The following is a 21,942-nucleotide window of genomic DNA, read 5'->3' as shown; positions in this document are numbered from 1 at the left end:
CGCGGATGTTTTTTGAGCGGATGGCTGATTTTGAGTAATTGACGTAACTTACGTGAAGGCGGTTTCATCCCGAATCTTCTATCGTCGTTCGATGAACGACGTCCTGCTTGCCCGCGCTGAGCGCGCGATCGAAGCGAGCCGCGCCCTCCGGGCGCAGCGCAGAGCGGTCGCGGATCAGCTTGATGACGCCACGCGCGAGGTGCGCCGGGTGGTGATGGAAAGCGCGATGTTGCGCTCGGAGCTCAAGGCCCTTCGCGACAACCGGGAACAGCAGGATCTCAGACACCGCGTGCCGTCGGAATAGGAGCCGACGACATCAAACGCTAGCATGCGCCGGGATGGGTGCCTCGCTCAGCGCCGCTTCGCTGCTTTGGATCGCCTGTTGTAAGGCGAGCGGTTGACGGGCTTGAGCGAAATGCCTTCGCGCTGCGCCTTGCTGCGAATGGCCGCGACCGGGTGATGCTTCGCCGTTTCGTTTCGCATCGGCAAAATCACGCACCGTTAACTTATTGAAATGCCGGAACCTGCGGTTGCGGCCGAAGCTGTGAACGCTGCCGGGCTGGGCCGCCCCGACCGGCACGAAACTCTGGCCCCGGCGCCGACCTCCCGCCGGGGCCAATTCCTCCCAATTCCTTCCATCTGAAGGGCTTTGTGAAAGTACAATGACCGCGAAACGCAACCGCAGGAAACAGACCCAATCGCTCCAGGAGCGGTTGGTGGCATTCGCCGAAGCCGCTCGCGAGCGCGCGCGCAGCCTGCCGCCCGGCAAGGAGCGTGACATGCTGCTTCGGCGCGCCAAGCAGAACGAGGTGACCTCCAACCTGACGGACTGGCTGAGCGAACCCGTATACCCGAGACGGGGAGGGTGACGATGCGGAGCATCAAGCACTACCGCGCGTTCCAGATCGATCCGGACGGGCATGTGTTTGGATGCATCAACCTGGTCTGCGACAATGATGAGCAGGCCAAGCGCGAGGCCGCCTCGCTCGTGCTGGTGCACCGCATCGAACTGTGGCGGCTGGACCAGCGCATCGCGCAGTTCGATGTGCCGCCGGAAGTTGTCCGCCAGTAGGGCGACGAGAGGAGAGCGAGAAGGAACCGCGCGCTGCGCCCCGGGTTGGTCGGACTGTACCGACCTCGCGAGGAGCCAGCATGACGGAAGCCGACATTCGCAAGGGGATGCCGCCCGTCAAGCTCTCGCGCGAGGCCTTCGAGCGCCGCTACCGGAGCCGGTTCGTCGATCCCGCCTTTGCACCGCTCCAGCGCGAGCTCGACGCCATCGTCGGCGCGGCCTGGGATGCCTACAGCAATTCACGCAAGGCCCCGCTGACGCGAAAGGCGGGCGCAGGATTCTCCGATCCCGATTACGACATCGCCGTCGACTGGCTCGATGCGCGCGCGAAGATCCTGGCGGCGCAGCGACGCCATGACGACGCGGACGAGACGCCGCGCATCCTCATCATCAACGGCTCGGCCCGAAGCGAGCACACCTGTCCCGGCGAGATGTCCAAGACCTGGCGTCTGGTCGAGCTCGCCGAGCCGGTCTTTGCCGAGCTTGGGCTTGCCGTCGACGTCCTCGATCTATCGCGCCTGGCTTCGGAGTTCGGCAAGACGATCCATCCCTGCAAATCCTGCGTCGGAACCGCGATGCCGCTCTGCCACTGGCCGTGCAGCTGTTATCCGAACTATTCGCTGGGGCAGACCGACGACTGGATGAACGATATCTATCCGCTCTGGGTCGCGGCCCACGGCATCCTGATCGTGACCCCGGTGAACTGGTATCACGTGCCCGCCGGGCTCAAGGCGATGATGGATCGCATGGTCTGCGCCGACGGCGGCAATCCCGATCCGACCTCGACCCACGGCAAGAAGGCTGCCGAAGCCAAGGCGCTGGAGCTGAAAGGCTGGTCTTATCCGCGCCATCTCGCCGGCCGTCATTTTGGCCTCGTCGTTCACGGCGATGCGGTCGGTGCCGAGGGCGTGCGCCGCGCTTTGTCGGATTGGTTGACCGACATGCAGCTGATCTCGGCGGGCCGCTTCGCCGAGCTCGATGGCTATGTCGGCTACATGGAGCCATACGCCACCTCGCACCGCGACCTCGATGACGACAGGGCATTCCAGACGGAGGTGAAGAACGTCGCGCGCGCGCTCGGTAATGCGGTCCGGCTGGCGCGGAGCGGACAGCTTCGCGCGCCCGGTGCGGGCCTGTCGGATCCAAACCCCAAATGACGGCGAATGATCAGCCGTATGATTGCCTGATCGTCGGCGGCGGCCCCGCCGGGCTGATGGCCGCGATCTATCTCGCGCGATTTCGGCGCCGCGTCTGTGTCGTGGACGCGGGCGCGAGCCGGGCGGCGCTGATCCCGCGCAGTCACAATGTGCCGGGCTTCGTCCACGGCCTGTCCGGCACCGACCTGCTCGCGCGCATGTCCGCGCAACTGGGCGAGCTCGCGGTCACGCGGGTGGCCGCCGAAGTCACCGCCTTGCGGCGAGACGACCAGGGTTTTCAGGCGATCTGGAACGGCGGCGCGGATACGGCTGCTACCGTCATCCTTGCCAGCGGCATCGTCGACGCCCATCCGCCGTTCGACGAATGGCGCGCGGCGGTCGCAGACGGGCTGTTGCGCTACTGCCCCGTTTGCGACGCCTACGAGGCGATCGGCCGTCGCATCGGCATCGTCGGTCCGCTTCACCGTGCCGCCGGCAAGGCGCTCTTCATGCGCGGCTACTCGCGCGACGTGACGTTGCTGGCAACGGGCGAGGATGACGGGAAGGCCGCGGCACCGGAGCTGAATGAATCGGGTGTCGAGATCGTCGTCGCGCCCGGCCTGCGCCTGAGGCGGAGAGACCACGGCGTCGAAGCCGTCTTCGCCAACGGCCGGACGGCGCAATTCGAGATGGTCTACCCGGTGATGGGTGCGGAGGTGCGCTCGCATCTCGCGATGAATCTGGGGGCCCAACATACCGGGGAGGGTTACCTGAAAGTCGACGATCATCAGCGCAGCTCGGTCGACGGGCTCTACGGCATCGGCGACGTCGTCACCGACCTGCACCAGATCTCGGTCGCGTTCGGCCACGCCGCGGTCGCCGCCTGCACGATCCACCACAGCCTGCCGCGGCGGCTGGCATGAGGAGCGGGGTATCGGACATTGGCAACAGAATCATCCTCGAAGACCGCGGTCTATGCGGCGCTCTTCGGCAATGTCCTGGTCGCGGTCACGAAGATCGGCGCCGCCGCGTGGACGGGAAGTTCGGCCATGACGAGCGAGGCGGTGCATTCGCTCGTCGACACCACCAACGAGATCCTGCTGCTCTACGGCTACCGGCGCGCGAGCCGTTCGCCCGACGAATCCCATCCGCTCGGCTATGGGCGCGAGCTGTATTTCTGGAGCTTCATCGTTGCGCTGCTGATCTTCGCGCTGGGCGCCGGTGTCTCGCTGTATCAGGGCATTCTGCATGTCGCCGCACCCGAGCCGATCGAAAGTCCGATCGTCAGCTTCGTGGTGCTTGGGCTGTCGTTCCTGTTTGAAGGCGGCTCCTGGCTGGTTGCCCTGCGGCGCTTCGGCTCCGACGGCCAGCGGTTCGGATATTATCAGGCCTTCGTTCGCAGCAAGGATCCTCCGGCATTCATGGTGCTGCTCGAGGACAGCGCGGCGCTGGTCGGCATCGCCATTGCTGCGGCGGCCACTGCGGCCGCCGTAGTGCTGAGCCAGCCGGTCTGGGACGGGATCGGTTCGATCCTGATCGGGATATTGCTGGCGATCGTGTCGATCGGTCTTGCGCGCGAGAGCAAGAGCCTGCTGATCGGCGAGCCTGCCGATCCGGAGCTTGCGCGATCGGTCCTCGACATCGCAAGGCGTTCGCCCGGCGTGCTCAGGGCCAACGGCCTTCTGACGGTGCAGCTGTCGCCGGTCGAGGTCGTTGCGGCCCTCAGCATCGAATTTGCGGATGACAAGCGCGCCGACGACATCGAGCGATGCGTCGTCGCGATAGAGACCGAGATACGCAAACGCCATCCAAGCGTGGCGGCGCTGTTCATCAAGCCGCAGACCGATGCTCGCTACCGGGCGGTGCGCGCGAGGCGCTACGGCTAGTTTTGCGAGGTTCCCTGGGCGTCACAATCGGCACGACGGAAGGAACGATCACAACATCCCCCTGGTTGACCGGGGCAGGGGGCGAGCACTGGAGAAACCGGATGGCTCAATCCGAAGACATGACGCGCTGCATCGCGCTCTGCATGAGCTGCTACCAGACCTGCCTCGGCACCGCGATGAACCATTGCCTCCAGACCGGCGGCAAGCACGTCGAGCCCAAGCATTTCCGCCTGATGATGGCGTGCGCCGAAATGTGCCGGACGGCGGCGCATTTCATGCTGATCAACACGCCGCATCACCGGCATACGTGCGGCGAATGCGCGGAAATCTGTAGCGAATGCGCCGAGGATTGCGAGCGGGTCGGCGGCATGGACGAGTGCGTCGCCATGTGCCGCTCCTGCGCGCAATCCTGTCGTGCGATGGCGGCCTGAGGACGAAGCCCATGCTGGAAGAGAAACTCACGGATGCCATCGTCGAGGAGCTGCAGCGGCAGGCGGCCAACCGGCCGCAATTGCTGAAGGTCGAACGCGCGGACGATGCGAAAGCCTCGGAGGAGCTGATCGTCAACGGAAAGATCGACTTGGCCGCGCTGGTCATGGTGATCGCGGGATCGGTCGCCGGCGGGCCTTAAGTCCGGCCGTCAACGGCGCCCTCAGCCATATTCCTCGCCGATGCCGTATTCCCGGTAGATCTCCAGCGGATCGAGGTCGGGAAACAGCCGGCATTTGGCCTGGGCGAGATGCAGGCTCACCGCCGCCGGCTCCTTGCCGTTCGAGAGCATCTTGCGGATGTCGTCCATATGCGCGCTCGGCTGGTGCTTGGTGTCGAGCTGCTCCAGCGCGACCAGCGCGGTCGCCAGCGCCTCGGTCAGAACCCAGTCGTCGTGGCCGGTGATTCCCTTCTTCGGCATCGGCAGACCCCATATGTGGCGGCGCCAGTCTATCGGGACTTCCGCCAAATCTCCATGGAGCCGTTGCAGCCAGCAGGCACGCGGAGGGCCCGGCGGCCGTCCTGCGGCTTGCATTATGGCCGGGCGTGGCTAAAAGGCGGCATTGCCGGGGCAATAGTATCTTTGGTGAAACAAAGTTGGCGTAGACCGGCCTGCATGGCATTCGGGCCGGCTATTCCGGTCTGGCCCCCTGATCCCCGCATTCGCAACACGGTCCGGTTGCACTACCCTTCAAGGCTTGAGCCCGCATGGTCTTTCTAAGCTTCGTCTACCGCTTCGTGACCAACTTCGCATTCATGGCGATGGTCTATTTCAGCCTGAATTTAATGGAGAAATACCAGAACCGGGCGATCATCGCGATTCTGGTGCTGATCTATACCGGCATGCGCGCAGCTTCGACGCTGCGAGCCTTCTACTTCTACCAGAAGATCGAGCGGCTGGAGGCTGAGACCAAGCGGCTGCAGGGCCCGATCAATGACGGCGCGGGCGGAACGAACGCGCGCAGGCAGGTCGTGGTTGACGTCGCCCGGCTGCGGCGCGACGGCGAGGTCAAGTCCTATATGGACCTGTTCTTCCTGGCGCTGATCGTGTTGCTCTGCGTCGCCAACATCATGCGACAGTAGGCTCTACTGCGCGCGCTTCTTCAGGCTCGCCACACGGGTCGGGCGCGGCGCAGTGCTCTTTGGCGCGGCGCTCTTGGGCGCGGCGCTCTTGGGCGCAGTGCTCTTGGGGGCAGTGCCCTCGGTCTCTGCGGCATGCTTCGGTGTGCCGTGAGCAGCGCGCGCGGTGCGGGCAGCGCGCGCCTTGCCGGCTTTGCCCTTGGCCGCACGGGGCGTCTCGGCCGCCATTGCCAGGCGTGTCGCGACGCGCCGCGACAACGTCGTCGACAGCAGCACCTCGACAGAGCCCTCGGGGATTGCAAAGAGATCGCGGGCGGGCACGGGCAGGGTGGCCGCGACATTGGCGAGCGCCATGGTCTTGCGCGGCAGCAGCGGTTGATGCTCGGTCTGCGCGTTGAGGTCGGCCAGCGAGGGCGCCGGAAGCGTCTTGGTCTGCGCGAACACGAAATTCGGCACGGCGGGCCAGCGCGCGATCGGTGTGGTCTCGGTCGGCGGATGCAGCAGCCATTCCACCGGCGTGGTCGGCGTCGCCGGCTGCTCGGCGGTCGCGGGCACCACGTGCACGATGCGATAGCCGCGCGCCTTGAGGTCGCGGATGATCTTCGGCAGGGCCGCCACCGTGCGGGCCTGGATGTCGTGCAGCAGCAGGATGCCCTTGCCCTTGGCCTCGAGCCGCTGGATCGCGAGCTGATAGACGCGATCGGAGGACACATGGCGCCAGTCGTCGGCCGGGAAATCGGCGCTCCAGACCTGGATCCCGCGCGAGATCAGAAGGTTCTCGACGCCCTCGGCGCGCATCAGGCCGGGAATGCGGAAAAACGGCGCGAGCTTGGACGGATCGGTCATTGCGGCCGATGTCCACTCGATGCCGCCATTGATCTGCGCCTCGGCCTTGTCGAGCGGCATCCGGTCCATTGTGAGCGGATGCGTCATGCTGTGCGTGCCGACGGTATGGCCCGCGGCGACCAGCTTGCGCACGCCGTCCGGGTTCGCCTTGGCCTGTTCGCCGATGATGAAGAAGGTCGCCTTGATGCACTCGTCGGCGAGGATCTGCAGCACCTGGTTGGAATATTTCGGCAACGGACCGTCGTCGAAGGTCAGGACGACTTCACGATCCTTCAGCGGCAGCGTCTCGCGGTACTGCATGGTGCCGATGCGGGGATGCTCGTGCGGATCGACCACGAGGGTGCGGGACGTGCCGAGTGCGTCCGGACGGCCGGGGCAGTCGGCCGCAATGGCCGGCGAGCCGATGGTCAGGACACCCAAAAATCCGCCTAGGAATCCGCCAAGGCAAAGGACGATCCACGATCGCGTCCGAGCAACAACGCTACTTCCGATCATGAACCCGGTCTGCCCTCTTACGCGATTGCCGCCATAGTAGGTCGGAGACATCTGCAAACGGTTCAGGCGCAAGGAACCGCTACCCAGGACTCTGCCGCGACAAGTCCCCTTGATACTTGCATGGCGTAGCATGAACAGACTGTTAATAGGGCCAAAATCACCCCATTTTGCGCCGGCGTGACATTCCGGCATCAACGGGCGTCGGCGCTCTTCTGTGATGTGCCCGCCGGCACGATGTGAACCACCCGATACCCGTTCTCCCTCAGATACCGCAGGAAGGCCGGCATGATCGCGGCCGTGCGCGCCTTGGGATCGTGGAACAGGATGATACCCTTGCCGGCGGCGGCTAGGCGCTCGGTGACGAGCTTCAATTCCTGCTCCGGCGTCATCTCGTTCCAGTCGCTGGCCCACAGGTCAGCCCCGAACACCACGATGCCGCGGGACTGGAGCAGGTCGAGCTCGGCTTGCGTGGCTTCGAAATAGGGGAAGCGGAAGAACGGGGTCGCGGGCGTCGTTGTCGAGGTGCCGTGCAGAGCCAGCTCGACGGCGGCAATGCCGCGATCGATTTCGCTCTTCGCCTTGTCGAACGGGATCCGCGCCATGAACGGATGCGAGAAGGTGTGGTGACCGATGCTGTGGCCCTCGCGGGCGATGCGCTTGACCATGTCGGGGTGTTCGGAGGCGTGCAGGCCGATCAGGAAGAAAGTCGCGCGCACGCATTCCTGCGCCAGTGCCGCCAATACCTTCGACGTCGTCGGCGGATGCGGTCCGTCGTCGAAGGTCAGCACGACCTCGTGATCGGCGAGTGGCAACGTCTGCGGAAAGCTCTTCAGGCCCACGCGCGGCGTGGTCTTGGCGTCGACGCTCAGAATGCGGGAGGTGCCGAGCGCGTCCTTGCGAGGGCACTCGGCGGCTTCAGTCGAGGCGATGCCGGCGAGGGCGGCGAGCGCTGCGCCTGCCGACATCGAGGTCCACCTCAATCGAAGCATCTTTGTCATTGCGCTCAGAGTTGCCTTGTGGGTATTGCCTGAACCGTCAGCTCAGACCACTCGTTTCAACCTGTCGAACGGCGAGGCGCGCCATGGATGAACATCTGGACGGTGCCGCGTCTGCTGCGGAATCGGTACTCGACCACGTGCCGATGCGCAATGAAGACGGCGAGATTCGTCACGAATTCGTCGCGGAAATTGCCCATGCGATCGAGGCCGGCGACAGCGCCGCGCTGCGCGCCTGCGTTGCCGAACTGCACGAGGCCGATCTCGGCGATCTCATCGGGGCTCTCGAGCCTGACGATCGGGTCCGCCTGGTCGAACTGACGGGGCGCGATTTCGACTTCTCCGCGCTGAACGAGCTCGACGAGGGCGTGCGCGAGGAGATCCTCGAGGAACTGCCGCCGCAGACGGTCGCGGAAGGTGTGCTCGAGCTCGAATCCGACGACGCGGTCGAGCTGCTGGAAACGCTCGATCAGGCCGATCAGGAGGAGATCCTCGAGAAGCTGCCGCTCAAGGAGCGCGTCGTGCTCGAGCGCAGCCTGCTTTATCCGGAAAACTCCGCCGGCCGCCGGATGCAGACCGAGTTCATCGCCGTGCCCCAGGATTTTACCGTGGGGCAGGCGATCGACTACATGCGCGAGACGCCGGATTTGCCTGACCGCTTCTACGAGATCTACGTCGTCGACAAGGAGCAGCATTGGCAGGGCGCGGTCTCGCTCGACGTGCTGCTGCGCGCCCGCCGCCCGGTGGCGCTTGCCGAGCTGACCGACGAGGATCGCCGCCGCGTCTCCGTCCTGGAGGACCAGGAGGAGGTGGCGCGCATGTTCGGCAAGTACAATCTCGTCGCAGCCCCGGTGCTCGACACCCAGGACCGCCTCGTCGGCGTCATCACCGTCGACGACGTCGTCGACGTCATCGAGGAAGAGGCGGACGAGGACCTCAAGGCGCTCGGCGGCGTCAACAGCGACGAAGAGCTGTCCGATACCGTGTTCACCATTGCACGCGCACGGTTCAACTGGCTGCTGGTCAATCTCGCCACCGCCTTCTTGGCGTCCTCCGTGCTCGGCCTGTTCGAGGGGCAGCTCGAGAAGATGGTAGCGCTCGCCGTGCTGGCGCCGATCGTCGCGAGCCAGGGCGGCAATGCCGCGACCCAGACCATGACGGTTGCGGTGCGGGCGCTGGCGACGCGCGAGCTCGGCTCCTCCAATGCCTGGCGCGTGGTGGTGCGCGAGGGCCTGGTCGGCCTCGTCAACGGTCTCGCCTTTGCCGTGATCACGGGAATCGCGGCGGTGGCCTGGTTCAGGATCCCGGGCCTCGGCATGGTCATCGGGCTCGCCATCATCGTGAACCTCTTCGCCGGCGCGCTCGGAGGCATCCTGATCCCGATGGCGCTCGAACGTGTGCGAGCCGATCCGGCGGTGGCGTCAGGCACGTTCGTGACAACGGTCACCGACGTCGTCGGCTTCTTCTCCTTCCTCGGCATCGCGACGCTGTGGTTCGGGCTCAGGTAGGAGCTGTTGAATCCGTAGCCTGGATGGAGCGAAGCGTAATCCAGGGCCGCTGCGTCGGCTCGAGAGATGCCCCGGATTGCGCTGCGCTCCATCCGGGCTACTGGCCATCATCTTTAATCCGAACTTAAGCGAGCTGCCGCATCATCGTTCCCGCTTGGGGGAATGAGCATGCGTGTGCGGCTGAAGGCGGACGGACGGATCGTCGAGTTGCGGGACGGGCAAGAGTTTCCTGTCCAGCCCTTTCCAATCCAGCCCGTACCTAACGCAGCGCCGGCCGAAGCCAGCTCGCTCGCCGTGCGCGATTTGCGTCGCCGCGCCTGCCTGACCCAGATGGAGTTCGCGGCTAAACTCGGCGTTCCCGTCGAGACCATCCGCAACTGGGAGCAGGGCAAGCGCGCCCCGCGGGGACCCGCCCGCGCGCTGCTCGCCGTGATCGCGCATGCGCCCGAGACCGTGTTCCAGGCGCTCGCCAAAGCCTGAGCTCGAGGCTTGTCGTCGAGGCTTGGCGTCAAGGTCTGGCGCGAACCTCCCGTTAGCATTGCGCGCAAGATCCGGCCCGGCGGTCGGTGCCGCCCGTTGGCAGCGTTGCCAGCCGGGTTCATAATGACGCCTGGATCATGATTTGGGGCGACCGCGACAGAGAGGATTCCTCATGCTGTTCGTCGAGACCAATGGCGCAAGAATACCGGCCATCGGGCTGGGAACCTGGGAGCTGAGCGGGCGCATGTGCGCGCGTGTGGTCGAGCAGGCACTGCGGCTCGGCTATCGCCACATCGATACCGCACAGGTCTACGACAATGAGCGCGAGGTCGGCGACGGCTTGCGCGCCTCCGGCGTGCGCCGCGACGACATCTTCCTGACGACGAAGGTCTGGACCAACCATTTCGCGCCTCACGATCTCGAACGCTCGGTCAAGGAGAGTCTGGTGCGCATGCGGCTTCCCTCCGTCGATCTCTTGCTGTTGCACTGGCCCAATTCGCACGTGCCGCTGGAGGAGACGTTGGGCGCGCTGTCGCATGCCAAGCGCATGGGCCTGACCCGCCACATCGGCGTCTCCAATTTCACTGTTGCGCTGATCGAGCAGGCGGTGGCGTTGTCGCCGGAGCCGCTGGCCTGCAACCAGGTCGAATACCACCCTTATCTCGACCAGGCGAAGGTGAGGGCGGCCTGCGATCGGCACGGGCTCGCGCTGGTCGCCTACAGCCCGATCGCCAGGGGGCGGATCAAGACCGACCAGACGCTCGCCGAGATCGGACGTCTGCATCACAAGACGCCGGCGCAGGTCTGCCTGCGCTGGCTGGTGCAACAGAATGTCGCTGCGATCCCGCGCACCTCGCGCGTCGAACGCCTGTCGGAAAACATCGAGATCTTCGATTTCGAGCTTTCGGATGACGAGATGGCCCAGATCGCCGCGCTGGCCAGTCCCAGGGGCCGCCTGACCGATTTCGGCTTCGCGCCAAAATGGGATTGAGAGGGGGCTGCCGTATGCTAGGACCAGCTTGGCAACCTGAAGTCAGGCGATGGAACTGCGGAAGATCATACGGACGGACATTGCAGCGTCGGCGATCGCCCATCTGACGCTGGTCGCGGTGATCATCGTGATCAGCGAAGTCCATCCGTTTCACGCCAACCCGCCCGAATCGGTTTCCGTCAGCATCGTGACGCCGGAGCAGGTGAAGCAGGAGGAGGTCAAGGCCGAGGAAAAGGCCGAAGAAAAACTCAAGGCGAAGCCGCCGGAGCCGATCCCTGACCTGAAACTGCCGAAACTGGATTTCACCGACAAGGACAAGGCGGCAACCGCGCCAAAGCCCGAGGCGAAGCAGCAGGCCGCGGCACAATCCTCGAAGCAGCAAGCCTCAAAGCAGCAGGCCTCGCCTGAACCGCCGCAGCAGAAACAGCCGCAGCCACAGCCTTCACAGACGCCGCAGCAGCAGCGCGAGGCGAATGCGCAGACGCAACCGCAGCCTCAACAGCCACAGCCACAGCCTCAGCCATCGCAGTCGCCGCCACCTCAGGCGACTCCGCAGCCACCTCAGCCTCCGGCGCCACAGCTCCTGCCACAAGCGATGCAGCAGCCAGAGGCCGTGCCGCCCCCGGCCTATCAGGCGCCGGAGCCCGACGTCACCGTCAAGTACGGCGTCATGCTGGGCCTGCCGCCGGAATTGCCGACGGAGCTGTCGAAAGACGCCCCCAAGGACGATGGCGGCGATGCCAAGGATTCAATCGCGGCCAAGCTGCCGGCCGAAATCATCGCCGAGCTGCGTCGTCACTTGCGAAGCTGCGCCAAGCTGCCGGCGGGGGTCGCGCCGACCGACACCGTCAACATCAAGCTGCGCACGGTGCTCGCGACCGACGGCACACTGGCGCGCGAGCCGATCCTGATCGAAGCCCCGCCATCCGCAAAGGGCGTGGCGCTCGTGAAGTCCGCCATGAGCGCGCTTCAGGCCTGCCAGCCCTACAAGATGCTGCCGGCCGACAAATACGGGGAATGGAAGGTGATGGATCTGCCGTTCAGCCCGCGGGATTTCGGCGGATAGCAGGTAGTCAAGTAGCCTGGATGGAGCCAACGGGTCGGCGCGAAGCGCCGCCCGATGACAGGCTCCGCGCAATCCAGGGCCGCTCGCGCTGCGTTTCGCACCTTCCCGGATTACGCTGCGCTCCATCCGGGCTACGCGACCGCGCCTGTGTCGCTCCTCTGTCAATCCGCTCACGCAAATATATTCCGCTTTACCGAAATTCGGTTTTGGCGTATGTGTCGGTCATCCCGGCTCATCCTTGAGGGGCGATCTCGTTGTCGTCTTGATTGCGAGCCGGGCTTGCGGTGGACGCGGCAGCGTCGGCATGAGAGGTGCGGGCAGGGCGGGTAGTCCCTGTGAGCCCGCAACCGCCTGCGGACGAGCGGCGCTGTGAAGTTCGTCTCGTCGGTATTTCGATGGCCACGTGCACGAGGCCGTCGAACCCTGCGGCGAAATGGCGAAGGCGCGTACGGCAAAACCGTGTGGTCCTGGCCGTCGTTGCTACGGTCAAACTTTCGCGGAGGTGTGTGCGAGCCCAACCGGGCAGACAGCATCATCCAATTCGCGAGGCGAGGGAGGCCAGAAGGAAAGTTCGGCTCCCGGGAGAGCACGGCATAAGCCGTCCAACCATCGCGCAGGGAAGGCCGAGTGATTGGCACCACCTGTATGCTGCTGTGCGGTTTTTCTGCGTGTGCTTTTCGCGCAGCGGACCGCGGGTGCGAGGTCAGCACCCGGCCTTCCCTGCGCCCTCTTGGCTTTGAGGGTGGAGCGACCAAGCAAAGCTCGGGCGAAACGCGCCGCGAGGATGCAAAGCTGTGTCTGGAAAGCGTAGGATGGGTAGAGCACTTGCGGAACCCATCATGCTTCCGCGAAGAAGAAGCGTGATGGGTTTCGCTTCGCTCTACCCATCCTACGAATGCGCATTCCGTCGCGTGCGGGACACGCGCGAGTCAACGACCGCGCTTCATCTCATCACCATCCACCAACTCCGGCGCCATCGCCTCCCACGCGCTCGAGGCGAATTGCCGCCGCCAGGTCACGATCACCACGGCTGCCGTGGTGACGAACAACACCCAGGGGCTGACGAACCAGCCGAGATAGCCGAGTGCGAAGAAGAAGGCGCGCTGGCCGCGGTTGAAATGGCGGCCGGCGGATTCGAACAGGCGCGAGGTACGGATCACATGAGCTTCGGCCTCCGGCGTGTCACGCTGCGAGGCCGCCGGCATGCCGCCGAACAGGATCGCGACATAGTTGAACAGGCGGTACGACCAGGCGAATTTGAAGAAGGCATAGACGCAGATCAGGACAAGGCCGACGCATTTCAGCTCCCACATGGCGGGCGAGGTGCTGAGATCGATCGGCAGCTTGCTCAAGATCGTGATCGCGTCGTTGGTCGCGTGCAGCAGCGCCAGCGCGCCGCCGAGCGCGATGAGGCTAGTGGAGGCGAAGAAGGCGGTGCCGTTCTGCAGCGAGGCCATGATCTGCATGTCGACCATGCGCGCGTCGCGGTCGAGCAGCCGGCGCACCCACACCTCGCGGTAGCGGTTCATGCGCGCCGACAGGCTGTCGCGGCCATAGGCCGAATGCTCCAGCGTCAGCGCGTAGACCAGCCATTCGATGATGAAGAAGCCGACGGCTGTGATGTCGACCCAATGCCTGCTCATGTCAGTCTCCTGGAGAGGATCGCAACGCTTGCCACGCATGGCGAGGTGCAGCAACGATTGATTGGCGGCAGGCGATGGCGTTAAAAGTGGCTCGCTTCAAGGCGTATCGGGAAGGACTGATGACATGGCTGCGCTGAAACTCGCAATCGGCAACAAGAATTACTCGTCATGGTCGATGCGGCCCTGGCTCGCGCTTCGCGCCAACGACATCCCGTTCGTGGAGACCCTCCTCCCGCTCTACACCGACAATCCCGCGGACAAGGAGCAGATCATCTCGTTCAGCCGCGCCGGCAAGGTGCCGGTGCTGGTCGACGGCGACATCACGGTGTGGGATTCGCTCAGCATCATCGAATACATCGCCGAGCGCTACCCGGAAGTGAAGCTGTGGCCGGACGACGCCGCCGCCCGCGCCCATGCTCGTTCGGTGTGCGCCGAGATGCATTCCGGCTTCATGGCCCTTCGCAACGAATGCGGCATGAACCTGCACCGCCCGGTGCGCCCCGTGACGCTGTCGGCGGACGCCGAAGCCAATATCGTGCGCGTGCAGGAGATCTGGCGGGAGTGCCGGACCCGGTATGGCGCCAACGGAGCGTTCCTGTTCGGGCGCTTCGGCGCGGCGGATGCGATGTATGCCCCGGTCGTGCACCGCTTCCGCACCTACGCGATCGAGGTCACGCCGGAGACCAAGGCCTACATGGACACAATGCTGGCGCTGCCGGCGTTGCAGGAATGGACCCGGGACGGGCTCGCCGAAACGCTTGTCATCGAAAAGTTCGAGAACGTGTAGTCGCGAATGTGATTGAGCGCGGCTTGACGGCACGGCGCGTGACGGCGCTCAATCGCGGGGAGCTGCGGGCAAGGAGAGGGGTTATCATGGGAATCCTGGACTCGTTGGAGAACAACCCGGCGCTGCGGAGCGCGCTCGGCCAGCTCGGGGCAGCCGTGTTGCCGACTGTGCTGAGCGAGGTGCTCGGCAGCAACAATCAGGGCGGCCTCGGCGCGATCGTCGCAAAGCTCCAGCAGGCCGGGTTCGGTGACCAGGTCAAATCCTGGCTCGGCAACGGCCAGAACCTGCCGATCTCGGCCGACCAGCTCCGCACCGTGCTCGGCAGCGACACCGTCCGCCAATTGGCTGCGCGCTACAACATCCCGGTCGACCAGCTGGGCCAGATTCTGGCCCAGGAACTGCCCAAAGCCGTGGATCACGCAAGCCCCGACGGCCATTTGCCCCATAGCGCCTGAGGAACGGTTCCAGCGGTATCACCGGCTGGCGGCATCACTCTGAAATAACTGCAAAATTTGCACGTTTGCCATGTCGCATACTGCTGGCCAAAAAAGCCCGCCGCATGCTATACAGCGGCCGGGTTTCCGGCCGGCCGACGCAGTGGGACCACGGGCGTGGCAGGCGTTGTTTGAGTGATGGAGAGGGTGTTGAAGCACAAATTCCCTATTGGATCGCGCGTGTTGTTCACGGCCAGCAATGTCGCACGCCCTGCTGCCAGCGGCTCGTATGAGATCATCCGCTTGCTGCCGACGGATGGTGACGACTGCCAGTACCGGATCAAGAGCTCGACCGAGGCTTTTGAACGCGTCGCCAAGGAAAGCCAGCTCGCGCTGTCCTGAAGACCGACGCTACCCGCGCATTGGCGCGTCCCCGGGAATTTGTATTCTGCCGCCGTCAAAAGGCCCGCTTCACCTTCAAAAGGTGGGCCGGGGGCAGCTGCCGACTCTCGGTGCTCGCTTTGACCATTCGCTCTCTGCTCGCGTGAGGGGACGTCGCGCATGAACTGGGCATGGGCCTCGTCGCTCGACCAAATCTGGCGCTCGCCGGCCTTTCCAATGTGGATGATGCTGGCGGCTGCCGGCTTCTTCGGACTGATCCTCCTGGTCACGCTGCAGCGCGCCGAGCGGTCGGTCGCCAACGGCGCGCTGACCGTTGTTACGCTGCTCGCCATCACCATCGCGATGGCTGCTGTTGTGCGCGTCGATGGACCGGCAGGGCAGACCACCCCGACCGAGGCGCGCGCGCAGGCCGCGATGACCGCGAGCCTGCCGGCGTTGTCCTGTCTCGACGATCTCGCCGGCGATGCCGTGGCCATCGGCTGCGAGAAGGCGCTGTTCGGCGCGCCGGACGTGGCCGCTGCGGCCGTCTCCACGACCGCGGCCAGGATCGACCGGCTGATGGCGCTCGGCGATGCCGCGACCGCCGAGAAGAGCCTGACGCCCGACATCAAGGTGCTGCGCAAATCGCTGGAACGTGATCGCTATGGCTTGGTCGCGCAGGTGCTGGTCGTACGCGACGGCTGCACGCAGTTCGACTGCGCGGCCTTCCGCTCGCTGACCGACCAGCAGCAGGTCGCCGCCAACATGGATTCCCATCTCTACGACACGCTGGTCGCGCGCTACGCCCCGACCTGGAATGCGCCTGCAGCAGCGCAATCGTTGCCCGCCACTGCCGCCCTTGCCGGACTGCCGCCGTCGATGCCGACGGGCAAGCCGACCAGTGCGGAGTTCCCGAGTGCCTCGTCGACGCCGCCGGTCAGCATCATGAATCCGGAGCCGCCGACGCGTCAGGCGGCGCCCACCGCGAACGCGGCGGCTCCGCGCCCCCCGGCAGCGGCCTCGGCACAGGCCGCAGCTCCCGCCGCGAAGAAGCCGCCTGCGCCGAAGGCTGCGCGGGCACCAGCGGCAGCACCGGTTCCGCTCACGCCGCCGGCCGCGGCTCCCCCGGCTGCGGATAACGAGTAGATCGGCATTCCAAATGCGGGGCTGCCCGGCTAATGCTGGGGCATGCCACTACATCTGATCAAGCTCGCCGTCGGCTGCGAATCCGTCAAGGAATTGAAGGAGTGGACGGCCGAACGGATACAGACCGCCAAGAAGAAGGGTCTGCCGCAACATCACATCCACATCACCCGCATGGTGCCCAAGCGCGACGCCGAGATCTTGTCGGGGGGCTCGCTCTATTGGGTGATCAAGGGCGAGGTCGCCGCACGCGAAAAGATCATCGGCATCGAGCCGTTCCGCGACAAGGACGGCATCGGACGCTGCCGGATCGTGATGCAGCCGAAGGTGATTCCGGTGTCGCCGCGGCCGATGCGCCCGTTCCAGGGCTGGCGCTACCTTGCCGACGATTCCGTGCCGCCCGATCTCGGCAAGTCCGCCGCCGGCTCGATCGCGGCGATGCCGGAGCCGATGCGGCGCGAGCTGCGCGATCTCGGGCTGCTCTAAACCGCGATATTGTCGATCAGCCGGGTCGTGCCGAGCTTGGCCGCGACCAGGATGCGCAACGGCCCGTCCTTGCGCGAGGCGACAGGCGCCAAAGTCGCTGCATGGCGGACCTCGAAATAGTCGAGCTCAAAGCCGGCCGCGGTGATCATCGCGGCTCCGCGCGCCATTGCGGCTGCGACCGCTTCGCCGGCGCGGATGCGCCCGGCGCTCTCCTTCATGGCGCGGTACAGCGTCGTTGCGGTCTGCCGCTCCCGTGGCGACAAATAGACGTTGCGCGAGGACATCGCGAGCCCGTCGCGCTCGCGCACGGTGCGGGAACCGATCACTTTGACGCCGAGGTCGAGGTCGCGGGCCATCTGCGCCACCACCCGCAACTGCTGAAAATCCTTCTCGCCGAAGATCGCGACATCCGGCCGGCACTGCGTGAACAACTTGCCGACGACGGTGGCGACGCCGCCGAAGAAATGCGGGCGGAAGCGGTCCTCGAGGCCGGCCAGCGCCGGTCCCTCCGGTACGATGCGGGTGGCAAAGCCCTCCGGATACATGGCCTCGGCGCCGGGGTGCCAGACGATGTCGACGTCCTCGGCGGCGAGCTTGGCGATGTCGGATTTCCAGGTGCGCGGGTAGGCGCCAAAGTCCTCGGTCGGGGCGAACTGGGTCGGATTGACGAAGATCGACACCACGACGCGGCTCGCGCGCCGCTTGGCCAGGCGCACCAGCGACACATGACCGTCATGGAGCGCTCCCATGGTCGGGACCAGCGCGATCGTGGCCTTTCGCTTGCGAAGATTGTCGACGGCGCGTCGCAAGGTGGGGACCGTGCGGGCAATCAAGGGGCTGCGTGACATCAGAACTCGACGGGGTTTGGAATCGGCGGGCGCGTCCCGGCGCCCGGCAGGCTAACCTTAACAAGCGGCGACCATGGACGCCACGCATCCGGATGCGGCACAGCATCCCGCGCAAAGCCGCGCAAGAGGTCGCGACATTGTGGGCTGGATCACAGACGCGAAGCGGCGCGGCGATTCATGACGAAGGACGGCGCGCCGCGATTTGTATTGCCTGTCACGCATTTCACTTGACCGCAGACGCGGCCAACTCGAAGATATTCGTTAGGGGTGTTGAGGATCGCGATGCTTGTGCAAGCTAGCCAAGGCCAGTCCGGCTCGGCGCATGTGGTCGTGCTCGGCAACGAGAAGGGCGGCTCCGGCAAGTCGACCACCGCCCTGCACATCGCGGTCGCGCTTCTAAAAGCCGGCCAGCGCGTCGCCACCATCGACCTCGACTGCCGTCAGCAGAGCTTTACTCACTACATCAACAACCGTTCCGCCTGGGCGCGCCGCACCAAGCTCGACCTCGAACTGCCGCTGCATCGCTGCATCAAGCTCGGCGAGACCATGCAGGTCGCCGAGAATGAGAATTCGGAGTTCCTTCAGTTCATGGAGGCGGTCTCGGCGGTCGAGAGCAGTTTCGACTTCATCGTCATCGATACGCCCGGCACCGACAGCTATTTGATGCGGCTTGCGCACTCGATGGCCGACACGCTGGTGACCCCGATCAACGACAGCTTCCTCGATTTCGATGTGCTCGGCACCGTCGATCCCGCCAATTACGCGGTGACAGGCGAAAGCCACTATGCCGAGATGGTGCGGGATGTCAGGCGCAAGCGCCGCCAGCTCGACGGCGCGACCACCGACTGGATCGTGGTGCGCAACCGGCTGTCGATGCTCGGCTCCCGCAACAAGCAACTCGTTGCCGAGGGGTTGAAGGATTTATCGCTACGGCTCGGCTTCCGCTACGTCGACGGCTTCGCCGAACGCGTCGTCTATCGCGAGTTCTTCCCGCGCGGCCTGACCGCGCTGGACGAGATCGACGAGGCGACGCTGGGCATGCGGCCCAATCTCGGCCATCTCACCGCACGGGAGGAGGTGACGAGCCTGCTCCGCCAGCTCAAGCTTCCGCTCGACGAGCGCGGACGCCGCCGCGCGGCCAACCGCGCTGAGTGGTTCAATCAGGTCGACAAGCCGCTCGAGGTCCACGACATCCTCGGCGCCTAGGCGTCGGTATATAGCTACTTCCAGTCGATCAAGCGGCCGGTTCCCACGGGAACCGAGCCCGCACTCAACCGTTTTCACCCCGCGTTTACTGCAAAATTGAACCCGATCGAGACAGGTTGCGTCGGAAGGTGACGTGCACCCTGACGTAGCCGTATGAGAACCGGGTGCCCAAGAAACGTGTGCGCCGCACAATGAAAGGGCTGATGGTTCACAATATTTAGCCTTCCTGTCACGCGCCTGTGACATATATTAGGGAATAGGCGACCAGGGGCCGAAGAGCTCCGGAAGAACACGATTTTCAACAGGGATTCAGGCCGCAAGAGCCTGAGGCTGAGGACGAAAATGAAGCGTGGAATTGCCGTTCTGGTTTCGGTCAGTGCCCTCTGTGGTGTCGCCTATTTCACGGCGAGCAAGTGGGCAATCAGGCACGAGACCATCACCTTCTACGATGCCTCGCGCGACAACCGTGCGGTGCCCGTCGATATCGCGATCCGTCGTGACAAGGAAATGCAGGCCAATGCCGGCATGATCACGATGCCGGTCGCCGTGATCAACCACGGCAACACCGTCAAGAACACCGAGTACGGCTTCCTCGCCAACATTTTCGCCGCGCGCGGCTACCTCGTCGTCAGCCCGCAGCATGATTTGCCGACCGATCCTCCGATGGTGACCAAGCCCGGTGAGATCTATGTTGGCCGACTGCCGCAGATCCTGCGAGGCGTCGCCAACATCCATCTCGCCATGCAGGAGATGAAGAAGGTTCAGCCCAACGCCGACTACGAAAAGGTGACGATGGTCGGCCACTCCATGGGCGGCGACATCACGATGTATTTCGCCAAGCAGTATCCGGATGAGGTCAAGAAGGTCGTCACGCTCGACAATCTTCGCGTGCCCTTCGTCACCGCCGGCAAGTTCAAGATCCTGTCGTTCCGCTCCACCGATCCGCAGTTCAAGGCCGATGCGGGCGTGATCCCGACCGACGAGGAATGCGAGAAGGCCGGCATCCAGGTCGTGAAGACCGAATTCCAGCACAACGACATGCGCGACACCGGTCCGGACGCGGCCAAGAACTCGATCCAGGGCATGCTCGACAAGTTCCTGAGCGCGACCGACAGCGAAGTGGCGCCGGTCGATACGCAATCGTCCCCGCCCAAGATTCTCGAGCCCGGGCCGGTCGCTTTGATGGCGCCTGCCAAGAGCTGACGCCTTCCTCGTCGTCGATAGCGATTTTCAAAGCCTCCGCCGGCTGCCGCCTGCGGGGGCTTTGCACATTGACCTAGCTGCGTGCGCTGACCACATTAGCCGCTCACGAAAGGTCAAGGAATGTCCGGCGAACCCATCAAACCGCGCGGCCGCGATGCCGTCTCGGCACAACCAGATGGCGCTGTGCCGCAGGCGGGGACCTCGACCTCGGAGGACATCGCCGCCTTCGTCGCAAACGCGCGCGCGCTGTCACCGCATGCGCCCGGTGCGAAAGGGCGGCTGATCTTCGCGCTGGATGCGACGATGAGCCGGCAGCCGACCTGGGACATGGCCTGCGCGCTTCAGGCCGACATGTTCCGTGAGACCGCCGCGCTCGGCAGTCTCGACATCCGGCTCGTCTACTATCGCGGCTTCAACGAGTGCCGCGCCACGGGATGGATCTCCGACAGCGCCAGGCTTGCGACGCTGATGGGCAAGATCGATTGCCGTGGCGGCGACACCCAGATCGGCAAGGTGCTGAGCGAGTCGCGGCGCGAGGCGGTCGCATCCGGCGTGCGCGCCGTTGTCTTCGTCGGCGACGCCATGGAGGAGAACGTCGACGAGCTCTGCGCCAAGGCAGGCGAGCTCGGTATGCTCAAGGTGCCTGTGTTCGTATTTCAGGAAGGCCATGACTCAGTGGCCGAGCAGGCCTTTCGCGAGATCGCGCGTCTGACAGGTGGTGCCTGGTGCCGGTTCGATCCGGGCGCGGCGGCGCAGTTGCGCGAGCTGTTGCGCGCAGCCGCCGCCTACGCGGCCGGCGGACGCGAGGCGCTGTTGCAATTGGCGAAGACCGCAAGTGGCGCGGCCAGGCTGATCGGCCAGATGAAGTAGCGCTGGCGCGCGGTCGGCGGGGGCGCAAGGACACGATGCTTTTTGGCGATAGGCCGACTATATTCCGGCCATGACCCTGATTGCCGGCGCTATCGCTGTTATTACCCTTTATCTGCTGCTCCAGATGTTCCGTTCGGCCAACCCAGCGGTGCTGGCACGCGCGATCAGGTTCGGTGGCGGCGTGGTCGCGCTGGCTGTCGCAGCGTTCACTGGCTTGAAGGGCGAACTGGTGGTGGCGATCCCGCTCGGGATATTCGGTGCCGGGCTCCTGGGTTGGACACCGATGGCAAACGCCGGCTTCGGCAATATCGGCGGGCTGTTCGGCGGGGGCGCGACGCGCCCGGCCGGTCAGGCCTCGCGCGTGCGCTCGCAATTCCTGGATATGCGGCTCGATCACGATTCCGGCCAGCTCGGAGGCCGGATCGTCGCCGGGCCTCACGCCGGGCGCGATCTCGATGAGTTCGATCTCGCGGCCCTGCTGGCAATGGTCCCGGCGTTCGACGCCGAGAGCGTGGCCCTACTTGAAAGCTATCTGGACCGCCGGTTTCCCGCTTGGCGTCAGAACGCGCAGGGCGACGCGGCAGGGGGGCAGCGCCGCACGGTGGCGAGCGGCAAAATGACGACGGAGGAGGCCTATCAGATCCTTGGCCTGCAGCCGGGGGCGGGGCGTGACGACATCAGCCGGGCTCACAAGTCCCTGATGAAGAAACTGCATCCCGACCAGGGGGGCTCGACGTATCTCGCTGCCCGTGTAAACGAGGCCAAGGATACTCTGCTTCGCACGCATAACGGCTAACTCCGGCACCACGCTACAAACGCTCGTCCCGTGTGAGCTCTGCTTGCTCTGTTTGCCGTCGCCCCGATGCCCGCCATTGTCGGCGTGGTCGATCCCTTGCG

27 protein-coding genes are annotated in these 21,942 nt (G+C 65.0%); 22 read left to right on the top strand and 5 right to left on the bottom strand.

Features of this window, described 5'->3' with window-relative positions:
• The first annotated feature begins 52 nt into the window (after positions 1–52).
• The 8 genes from AC0L3K_RS18280 to AC0L3K_RS18245 all read left to right on the top strand — a co-directional run bounded on the left by AC0L3K_RS18280 (position 53) and on the right by AC0L3K_RS18245 (position 4,725).
• Positions 53–304 carry a hypothetical protein gene (locus AC0L3K_RS18280; protein WP_245286057.1) on the top strand — a complete coding sequence of 84 codons (252 nt, stop codon included), beginning with the start codon at positions 53–55 and terminating at the stop codon, positions 302–304.
• 358 nt (positions 305–662) lie between these two features.
• Positions 663–869 carry a hypothetical protein gene (locus AC0L3K_RS18275; protein WP_007603205.1) on the top strand — a complete coding sequence of 69 codons (207 nt, stop codon included), beginning with the start codon at positions 663–665 and terminating at the stop codon, positions 867–869.
• Between the two features lie 2 nt (positions 870–871).
• Positions 872–1,072 (top strand): hypothetical protein, encoded by a 201-nt coding sequence (locus AC0L3K_RS18270; protein ID WP_007603207.1) that lies wholly within the window; start codon positions 872–874, stop codon positions 1,070–1,072.
• A gap of 80 nt (positions 1,073–1,152) precedes the next feature.
• Positions 1,153–2,229: a flavodoxin family protein gene (locus tag AC0L3K_RS18265; RefSeq protein WP_007603209.1), complete on the top strand. Its 1,077-nt coding sequence runs from the start codon at positions 1,153–1,155 to the stop codon at positions 2,227–2,229.
• Positions 2,226–3,131 carry an NAD(P)/FAD-dependent oxidoreductase gene (locus tag AC0L3K_RS18260; protein ID WP_007603210.1) on the top strand — a complete coding sequence of 302 codons (906 nt, stop codon included), beginning with the start codon at positions 2,226–2,228 and terminating at the stop codon, positions 3,129–3,131. The genes AC0L3K_RS18265 and AC0L3K_RS18260 overlap by 4 nt, the downstream gene beginning before the upstream one ends.
• Before the next feature lie 18 nt (positions 3,132–3,149).
• Positions 3,150–4,094, top strand: a complete 945-nt coding sequence (locus AC0L3K_RS18255) for a cation diffusion facilitator family transporter (protein ID WP_007603211.1) — start codon at positions 3,150–3,152, stop codon at positions 4,092–4,094.
• Between the two features lie 101 nt (positions 4,095–4,195).
• Entirely contained in the window at positions 4,196–4,525 is a 330-nt protein-coding gene (locus tag AC0L3K_RS18250; RefSeq protein ID WP_007603212.1) for a four-helix bundle copper-binding protein, read from the top strand.
• Between the two features lie 11 nt (positions 4,526–4,536).
• A complete protein-coding gene (locus AC0L3K_RS18245) occupies positions 4,537–4,725 on the top strand; it encodes a hypothetical protein (RefSeq protein ID WP_007603213.1) in 189 nt (62 codons plus the stop codon).
• A gap of 21 nt (positions 4,726–4,746) precedes the next feature.
• Here the strand turns inward: AC0L3K_RS18245 and AC0L3K_RS18240 are convergent, their stop codons facing one another.
• Entirely contained in the window at positions 4,747–5,004 is a 258-nt protein-coding gene (locus AC0L3K_RS18240) for a hypothetical protein (protein WP_007603214.1), read from the bottom strand.
• 287 nt (positions 5,005–5,291) lie between these two features.
• Here AC0L3K_RS18240 and AC0L3K_RS18235 point away from each other — a divergent pair, with 287 nt between their 5' ends.
• On the top strand, positions 5,292–5,666 hold the full coding sequence (locus AC0L3K_RS18235) for a hypothetical protein (RefSeq protein ID WP_007603215.1): 375 nt from the start codon (positions 5,292–5,294) through the stop codon (positions 5,664–5,666).
• A 3-nt stretch (positions 5,667–5,669) separates the two neighbouring features.
• Here AC0L3K_RS18235 and AC0L3K_RS18230 read toward each other — a convergent pair whose 3' ends face one another.
• Complete coding sequence (locus AC0L3K_RS18230) at positions 5,670–7,004, bottom strand: polysaccharide deacetylase family protein (RefSeq protein WP_473366559.1); 1,335 nt, start codon at positions 7,002–7,004, stop codon at positions 5,670–5,672.
• Positions 7,005–7,195: 191 nt separating this feature from the next.
• Positions 7,196–7,969 carry a polysaccharide deacetylase family protein gene (locus tag AC0L3K_RS18225; RefSeq protein ID WP_473366558.1) on the bottom strand — a complete coding sequence of 258 codons (774 nt, stop codon included), beginning with the start codon at positions 7,967–7,969 and terminating at the stop codon, positions 7,196–7,198.
• A gap of 116 nt (positions 7,970–8,085) precedes the next feature.
• Between AC0L3K_RS18225 and mgtE the strand changes: the two genes are divergently transcribed.
• The 4 genes from mgtE to AC0L3K_RS18205 all read left to right on the top strand — a co-directional run bounded on the left by mgtE (position 8,086) and on the right by AC0L3K_RS18205 (position 12,044).
• Positions 8,086–9,507 carry a magnesium transporter gene (mgtE, locus tag AC0L3K_RS18220; RefSeq protein WP_007603218.1) on the top strand — a complete coding sequence of 474 codons (1,422 nt, stop codon included), beginning with the start codon at positions 8,086–8,088 and terminating at the stop codon, positions 9,505–9,507.
• Positions 9,508–9,669: 162 nt separating this feature from the next.
• A complete protein-coding gene (locus tag AC0L3K_RS18215) occupies positions 9,670–9,987 on the top strand; it encodes a helix-turn-helix domain-containing protein (protein ID WP_354201878.1) in 318 nt (105 codons plus the stop codon).
• 172 nt (positions 9,988–10,159) lie between these two features.
• Positions 10,160–10,978: an aldo/keto reductase gene (locus AC0L3K_RS18210; protein ID WP_354201879.1), complete on the top strand. Its 819-nt coding sequence runs from the start codon at positions 10,160–10,162 to the stop codon at positions 10,976–10,978.
• Positions 10,979–11,027: 49 nt separating this feature from the next.
• On the top strand, positions 11,028–12,044 hold the full coding sequence (locus tag AC0L3K_RS18205) for a hypothetical protein (RefSeq protein WP_354128534.1): 1,017 nt from the start codon (positions 11,028–11,030) through the stop codon (positions 12,042–12,044).
• A 929-nt stretch (positions 12,045–12,973) separates the two neighbouring features.
• Here the strand turns inward: AC0L3K_RS18205 and AC0L3K_RS18200 are convergent.
• Positions 12,974–13,687: a DUF599 domain-containing protein gene (locus AC0L3K_RS18200; RefSeq protein WP_219684903.1), complete on the bottom strand. Its 714-nt coding sequence runs from the start codon at positions 13,685–13,687 to the stop codon at positions 12,974–12,976.
• 124 nt (positions 13,688–13,811) lie between these two features.
• On the opposite strand from AC0L3K_RS18200, the gene AC0L3K_RS18195 reads away from it, so the two are divergent.
• The 5 genes from AC0L3K_RS18195 to AC0L3K_RS18175 all read left to right on the top strand — a co-directional run bounded on the left by AC0L3K_RS18195 (position 13,812) and on the right by AC0L3K_RS18175 (position 16,918).
• Entirely contained in the window at positions 13,812–14,474 is a 663-nt protein-coding gene (locus tag AC0L3K_RS18195) for a glutathione S-transferase family protein (protein ID WP_219684904.1), read from the top strand.
• Positions 14,475–14,560: 86 nt separating this feature from the next.
• Positions 14,561–14,929 (top strand): YidB family protein, encoded by a 369-nt coding sequence (locus tag AC0L3K_RS18190; protein WP_219684905.1) that lies wholly within the window; start codon positions 14,561–14,563, stop codon positions 14,927–14,929.
• A gap of 177 nt (positions 14,930–15,106) precedes the next feature.
• Complete coding sequence (locus AC0L3K_RS18185; RefSeq protein ID WP_007603227.1) at positions 15,107–15,310, top strand: hypothetical protein; 204 nt, start codon at positions 15,107–15,109, stop codon at positions 15,308–15,310.
• A gap of 159 nt (positions 15,311–15,469) precedes the next feature.
• Positions 15,470–16,435, top strand: a complete 966-nt coding sequence (locus AC0L3K_RS18180) for a hypothetical protein (protein ID WP_007603228.1) — start codon at positions 15,470–15,472, stop codon at positions 16,433–16,435.
• Between the two features lie 42 nt (positions 16,436–16,477).
• Entirely contained in the window at positions 16,478–16,918 is a 441-nt protein-coding gene (locus AC0L3K_RS18175; protein WP_085395609.1) for a DUF1489 family protein, read from the top strand.
• Here the strand turns inward: AC0L3K_RS18175 and panC are convergent.
• Positions 16,915–17,766, bottom strand: a complete 852-nt coding sequence (gene panC / locus AC0L3K_RS18170; protein ID WP_354158436.1) for a pantoate--beta-alanine ligase — start codon at positions 17,764–17,766, stop codon at positions 16,915–16,917. The two genes, AC0L3K_RS18175 and panC, sit on opposite strands and share 4 nt — an antisense overlap.
• Positions 17,767–18,048: 282 nt before the next feature.
• Between panC and AC0L3K_RS18165 the strand changes: the two genes are divergently transcribed.
• From AC0L3K_RS18165 to AC0L3K_RS18150, 4 genes are all read left to right on the top strand, one after another.
• Entirely contained in the window at positions 18,049–18,972 is a 924-nt protein-coding gene (locus AC0L3K_RS18165; protein WP_007603231.1) for a division plane positioning ATPase MipZ, read from the top strand.
• A gap of 342 nt (positions 18,973–19,314) precedes the next feature.
• On the top strand, positions 19,315–20,175 hold the full coding sequence (locus tag AC0L3K_RS18160) for an alpha/beta fold hydrolase (protein ID WP_007603233.1): 861 nt from the start codon (positions 19,315–19,317) through the stop codon (positions 20,173–20,175).
• A 120-nt stretch (positions 20,176–20,295) separates the two neighbouring features.
• Positions 20,296–21,045, top strand: coding sequence for a vWA domain-containing protein (locus AC0L3K_RS18155; protein ID WP_007603235.1), 750 nt, complete (start codon positions 20,296–20,298; stop codon positions 21,043–21,045).
• A 70-nt stretch (positions 21,046–21,115) separates the two neighbouring features.
• Complete coding sequence (locus AC0L3K_RS18150; protein ID WP_354158429.1) at positions 21,116–21,841, top strand: DnaJ domain-containing protein; 726 nt, start codon at positions 21,116–21,118, stop codon at positions 21,839–21,841.
• Positions 21,842–21,942 lie beyond the last annotated feature (101 nt).

Source organism: Bradyrhizobium sp. MI1.10, from assembly GCF_055811035.1.
The sequence above is the reverse complement of the archived record's forward strand: the minus strand, read 5'-3'. Positions and strand labels throughout refer to the sequence as shown.

Excerpts from the sequence above, each read along its gene's own strand:
- AC0L3K_RS18275 (WP_007603205.1), top strand. The coding sequence starts at position 663 with ATGACCGCGAAACGCAACCGCAGGAAACAGACCCAATCGCTCCAGGAG.
- AC0L3K_RS18270 (WP_007603207.1), top strand. The coding sequence starts at position 872 with ATGCGGAGCATCAAGCACTACCGCGCGTTCCAGATCGATCCGGACGGG.
- AC0L3K_RS18265 (WP_007603209.1), top strand. The coding sequence starts at position 1,153 with ATGACGGAAGCCGACATTCGCAAGGGGATGCCGCCCGTCAAGCTCTCG.
- AC0L3K_RS18260 (WP_007603210.1), top strand. The coding sequence starts at position 2,226 with ATGACGGCGAATGATCAGCCGTATGATTGCCTGATCGTCGGCGGCGGC.
- AC0L3K_RS18250 (WP_007603212.1), top strand. The coding sequence starts at position 4,196 with ATGGCTCAATCCGAAGACATGACGCGCTGCATCGCGCTCTGCATGAGC.
- AC0L3K_RS18245 (WP_007603213.1), top strand. The coding sequence starts at position 4,537 with ATGCTGGAAGAGAAACTCACGGATGCCATCGTCGAGGAGCTGCAGCGG.
- AC0L3K_RS18240 (WP_007603214.1), bottom strand. The coding sequence starts at position 5,004 with ATGCCGAAGAAGGGAATCACCGGCCACGACGACTGGGTTCTGACCGAG.
- AC0L3K_RS18235 (WP_007603215.1), top strand. The coding sequence starts at position 5,292 with ATGGTCTTTCTAAGCTTCGTCTACCGCTTCGTGACCAACTTCGCATTC.
- AC0L3K_RS18230 (WP_473366559.1), bottom strand. The coding sequence starts at position 7,004 with ATGATCGGAAGTAGCGTTGTTGCTCGGACGCGATCGTGGATCGTCCTT.
- AC0L3K_RS18225 (WP_473366558.1), bottom strand. The coding sequence starts at position 7,969 with ATGTCGGCAGGCGCAGCGCTCGCCGCCCTCGCCGGCATCGCCTCGACT.
- mgtE (WP_007603218.1), top strand. The coding sequence starts at position 8,086 with ATGGATGAACATCTGGACGGTGCCGCGTCTGCTGCGGAATCGGTACTC.
- AC0L3K_RS18215 (WP_354201878.1), top strand. The coding sequence starts at position 9,670 with ATGAGCATGCGTGTGCGGCTGAAGGCGGACGGACGGATCGTCGAGTTG.
- AC0L3K_RS18210 (WP_354201879.1), top strand. The coding sequence starts at position 10,160 with ATGCTGTTCGTCGAGACCAATGGCGCAAGAATACCGGCCATCGGGCTG.
- AC0L3K_RS18205 (WP_354128534.1), top strand. The coding sequence starts at position 11,028 with ATGGAACTGCGGAAGATCATACGGACGGACATTGCAGCGTCGGCGATC.
- AC0L3K_RS18200 (WP_219684903.1), bottom strand. The coding sequence starts at position 13,687 with ATGAGCAGGCATTGGGTCGACATCACAGCCGTCGGCTTCTTCATCATC.
- AC0L3K_RS18195 (WP_219684904.1), top strand. The coding sequence starts at position 13,812 with ATGGCTGCGCTGAAACTCGCAATCGGCAACAAGAATTACTCGTCATGG.
- AC0L3K_RS18190 (WP_219684905.1), top strand. The coding sequence starts at position 14,561 with ATGGGAATCCTGGACTCGTTGGAGAACAACCCGGCGCTGCGGAGCGCG.
- AC0L3K_RS18185 (WP_007603227.1), top strand. The coding sequence starts at position 15,107 with ATGGAGAGGGTGTTGAAGCACAAATTCCCTATTGGATCGCGCGTGTTG.
- AC0L3K_RS18180 (WP_007603228.1), top strand. The coding sequence starts at position 15,470 with ATGAACTGGGCATGGGCCTCGTCGCTCGACCAAATCTGGCGCTCGCCG.
- AC0L3K_RS18175 (WP_085395609.1), top strand. The coding sequence starts at position 16,478 with ATGCCACTACATCTGATCAAGCTCGCCGTCGGCTGCGAATCCGTCAAG.
- panC (WP_354158436.1), bottom strand. The coding sequence starts at position 17,766 with ATGTCACGCAGCCCCTTGATTGCCCGCACGGTCCCCACCTTGCGACGC.
- AC0L3K_RS18165 (WP_007603231.1), top strand. The coding sequence starts at position 18,049 with ATGCTTGTGCAAGCTAGCCAAGGCCAGTCCGGCTCGGCGCATGTGGTC.
- AC0L3K_RS18160 (WP_007603233.1), top strand. The coding sequence starts at position 19,315 with ATGAAGCGTGGAATTGCCGTTCTGGTTTCGGTCAGTGCCCTCTGTGGT.
- AC0L3K_RS18155 (WP_007603235.1), top strand. The coding sequence starts at position 20,296 with ATGTCCGGCGAACCCATCAAACCGCGCGGCCGCGATGCCGTCTCGGCA.
- AC0L3K_RS18150 (WP_354158429.1), top strand. The coding sequence starts at position 21,116 with ATGACCCTGATTGCCGGCGCTATCGCTGTTATTACCCTTTATCTGCTG.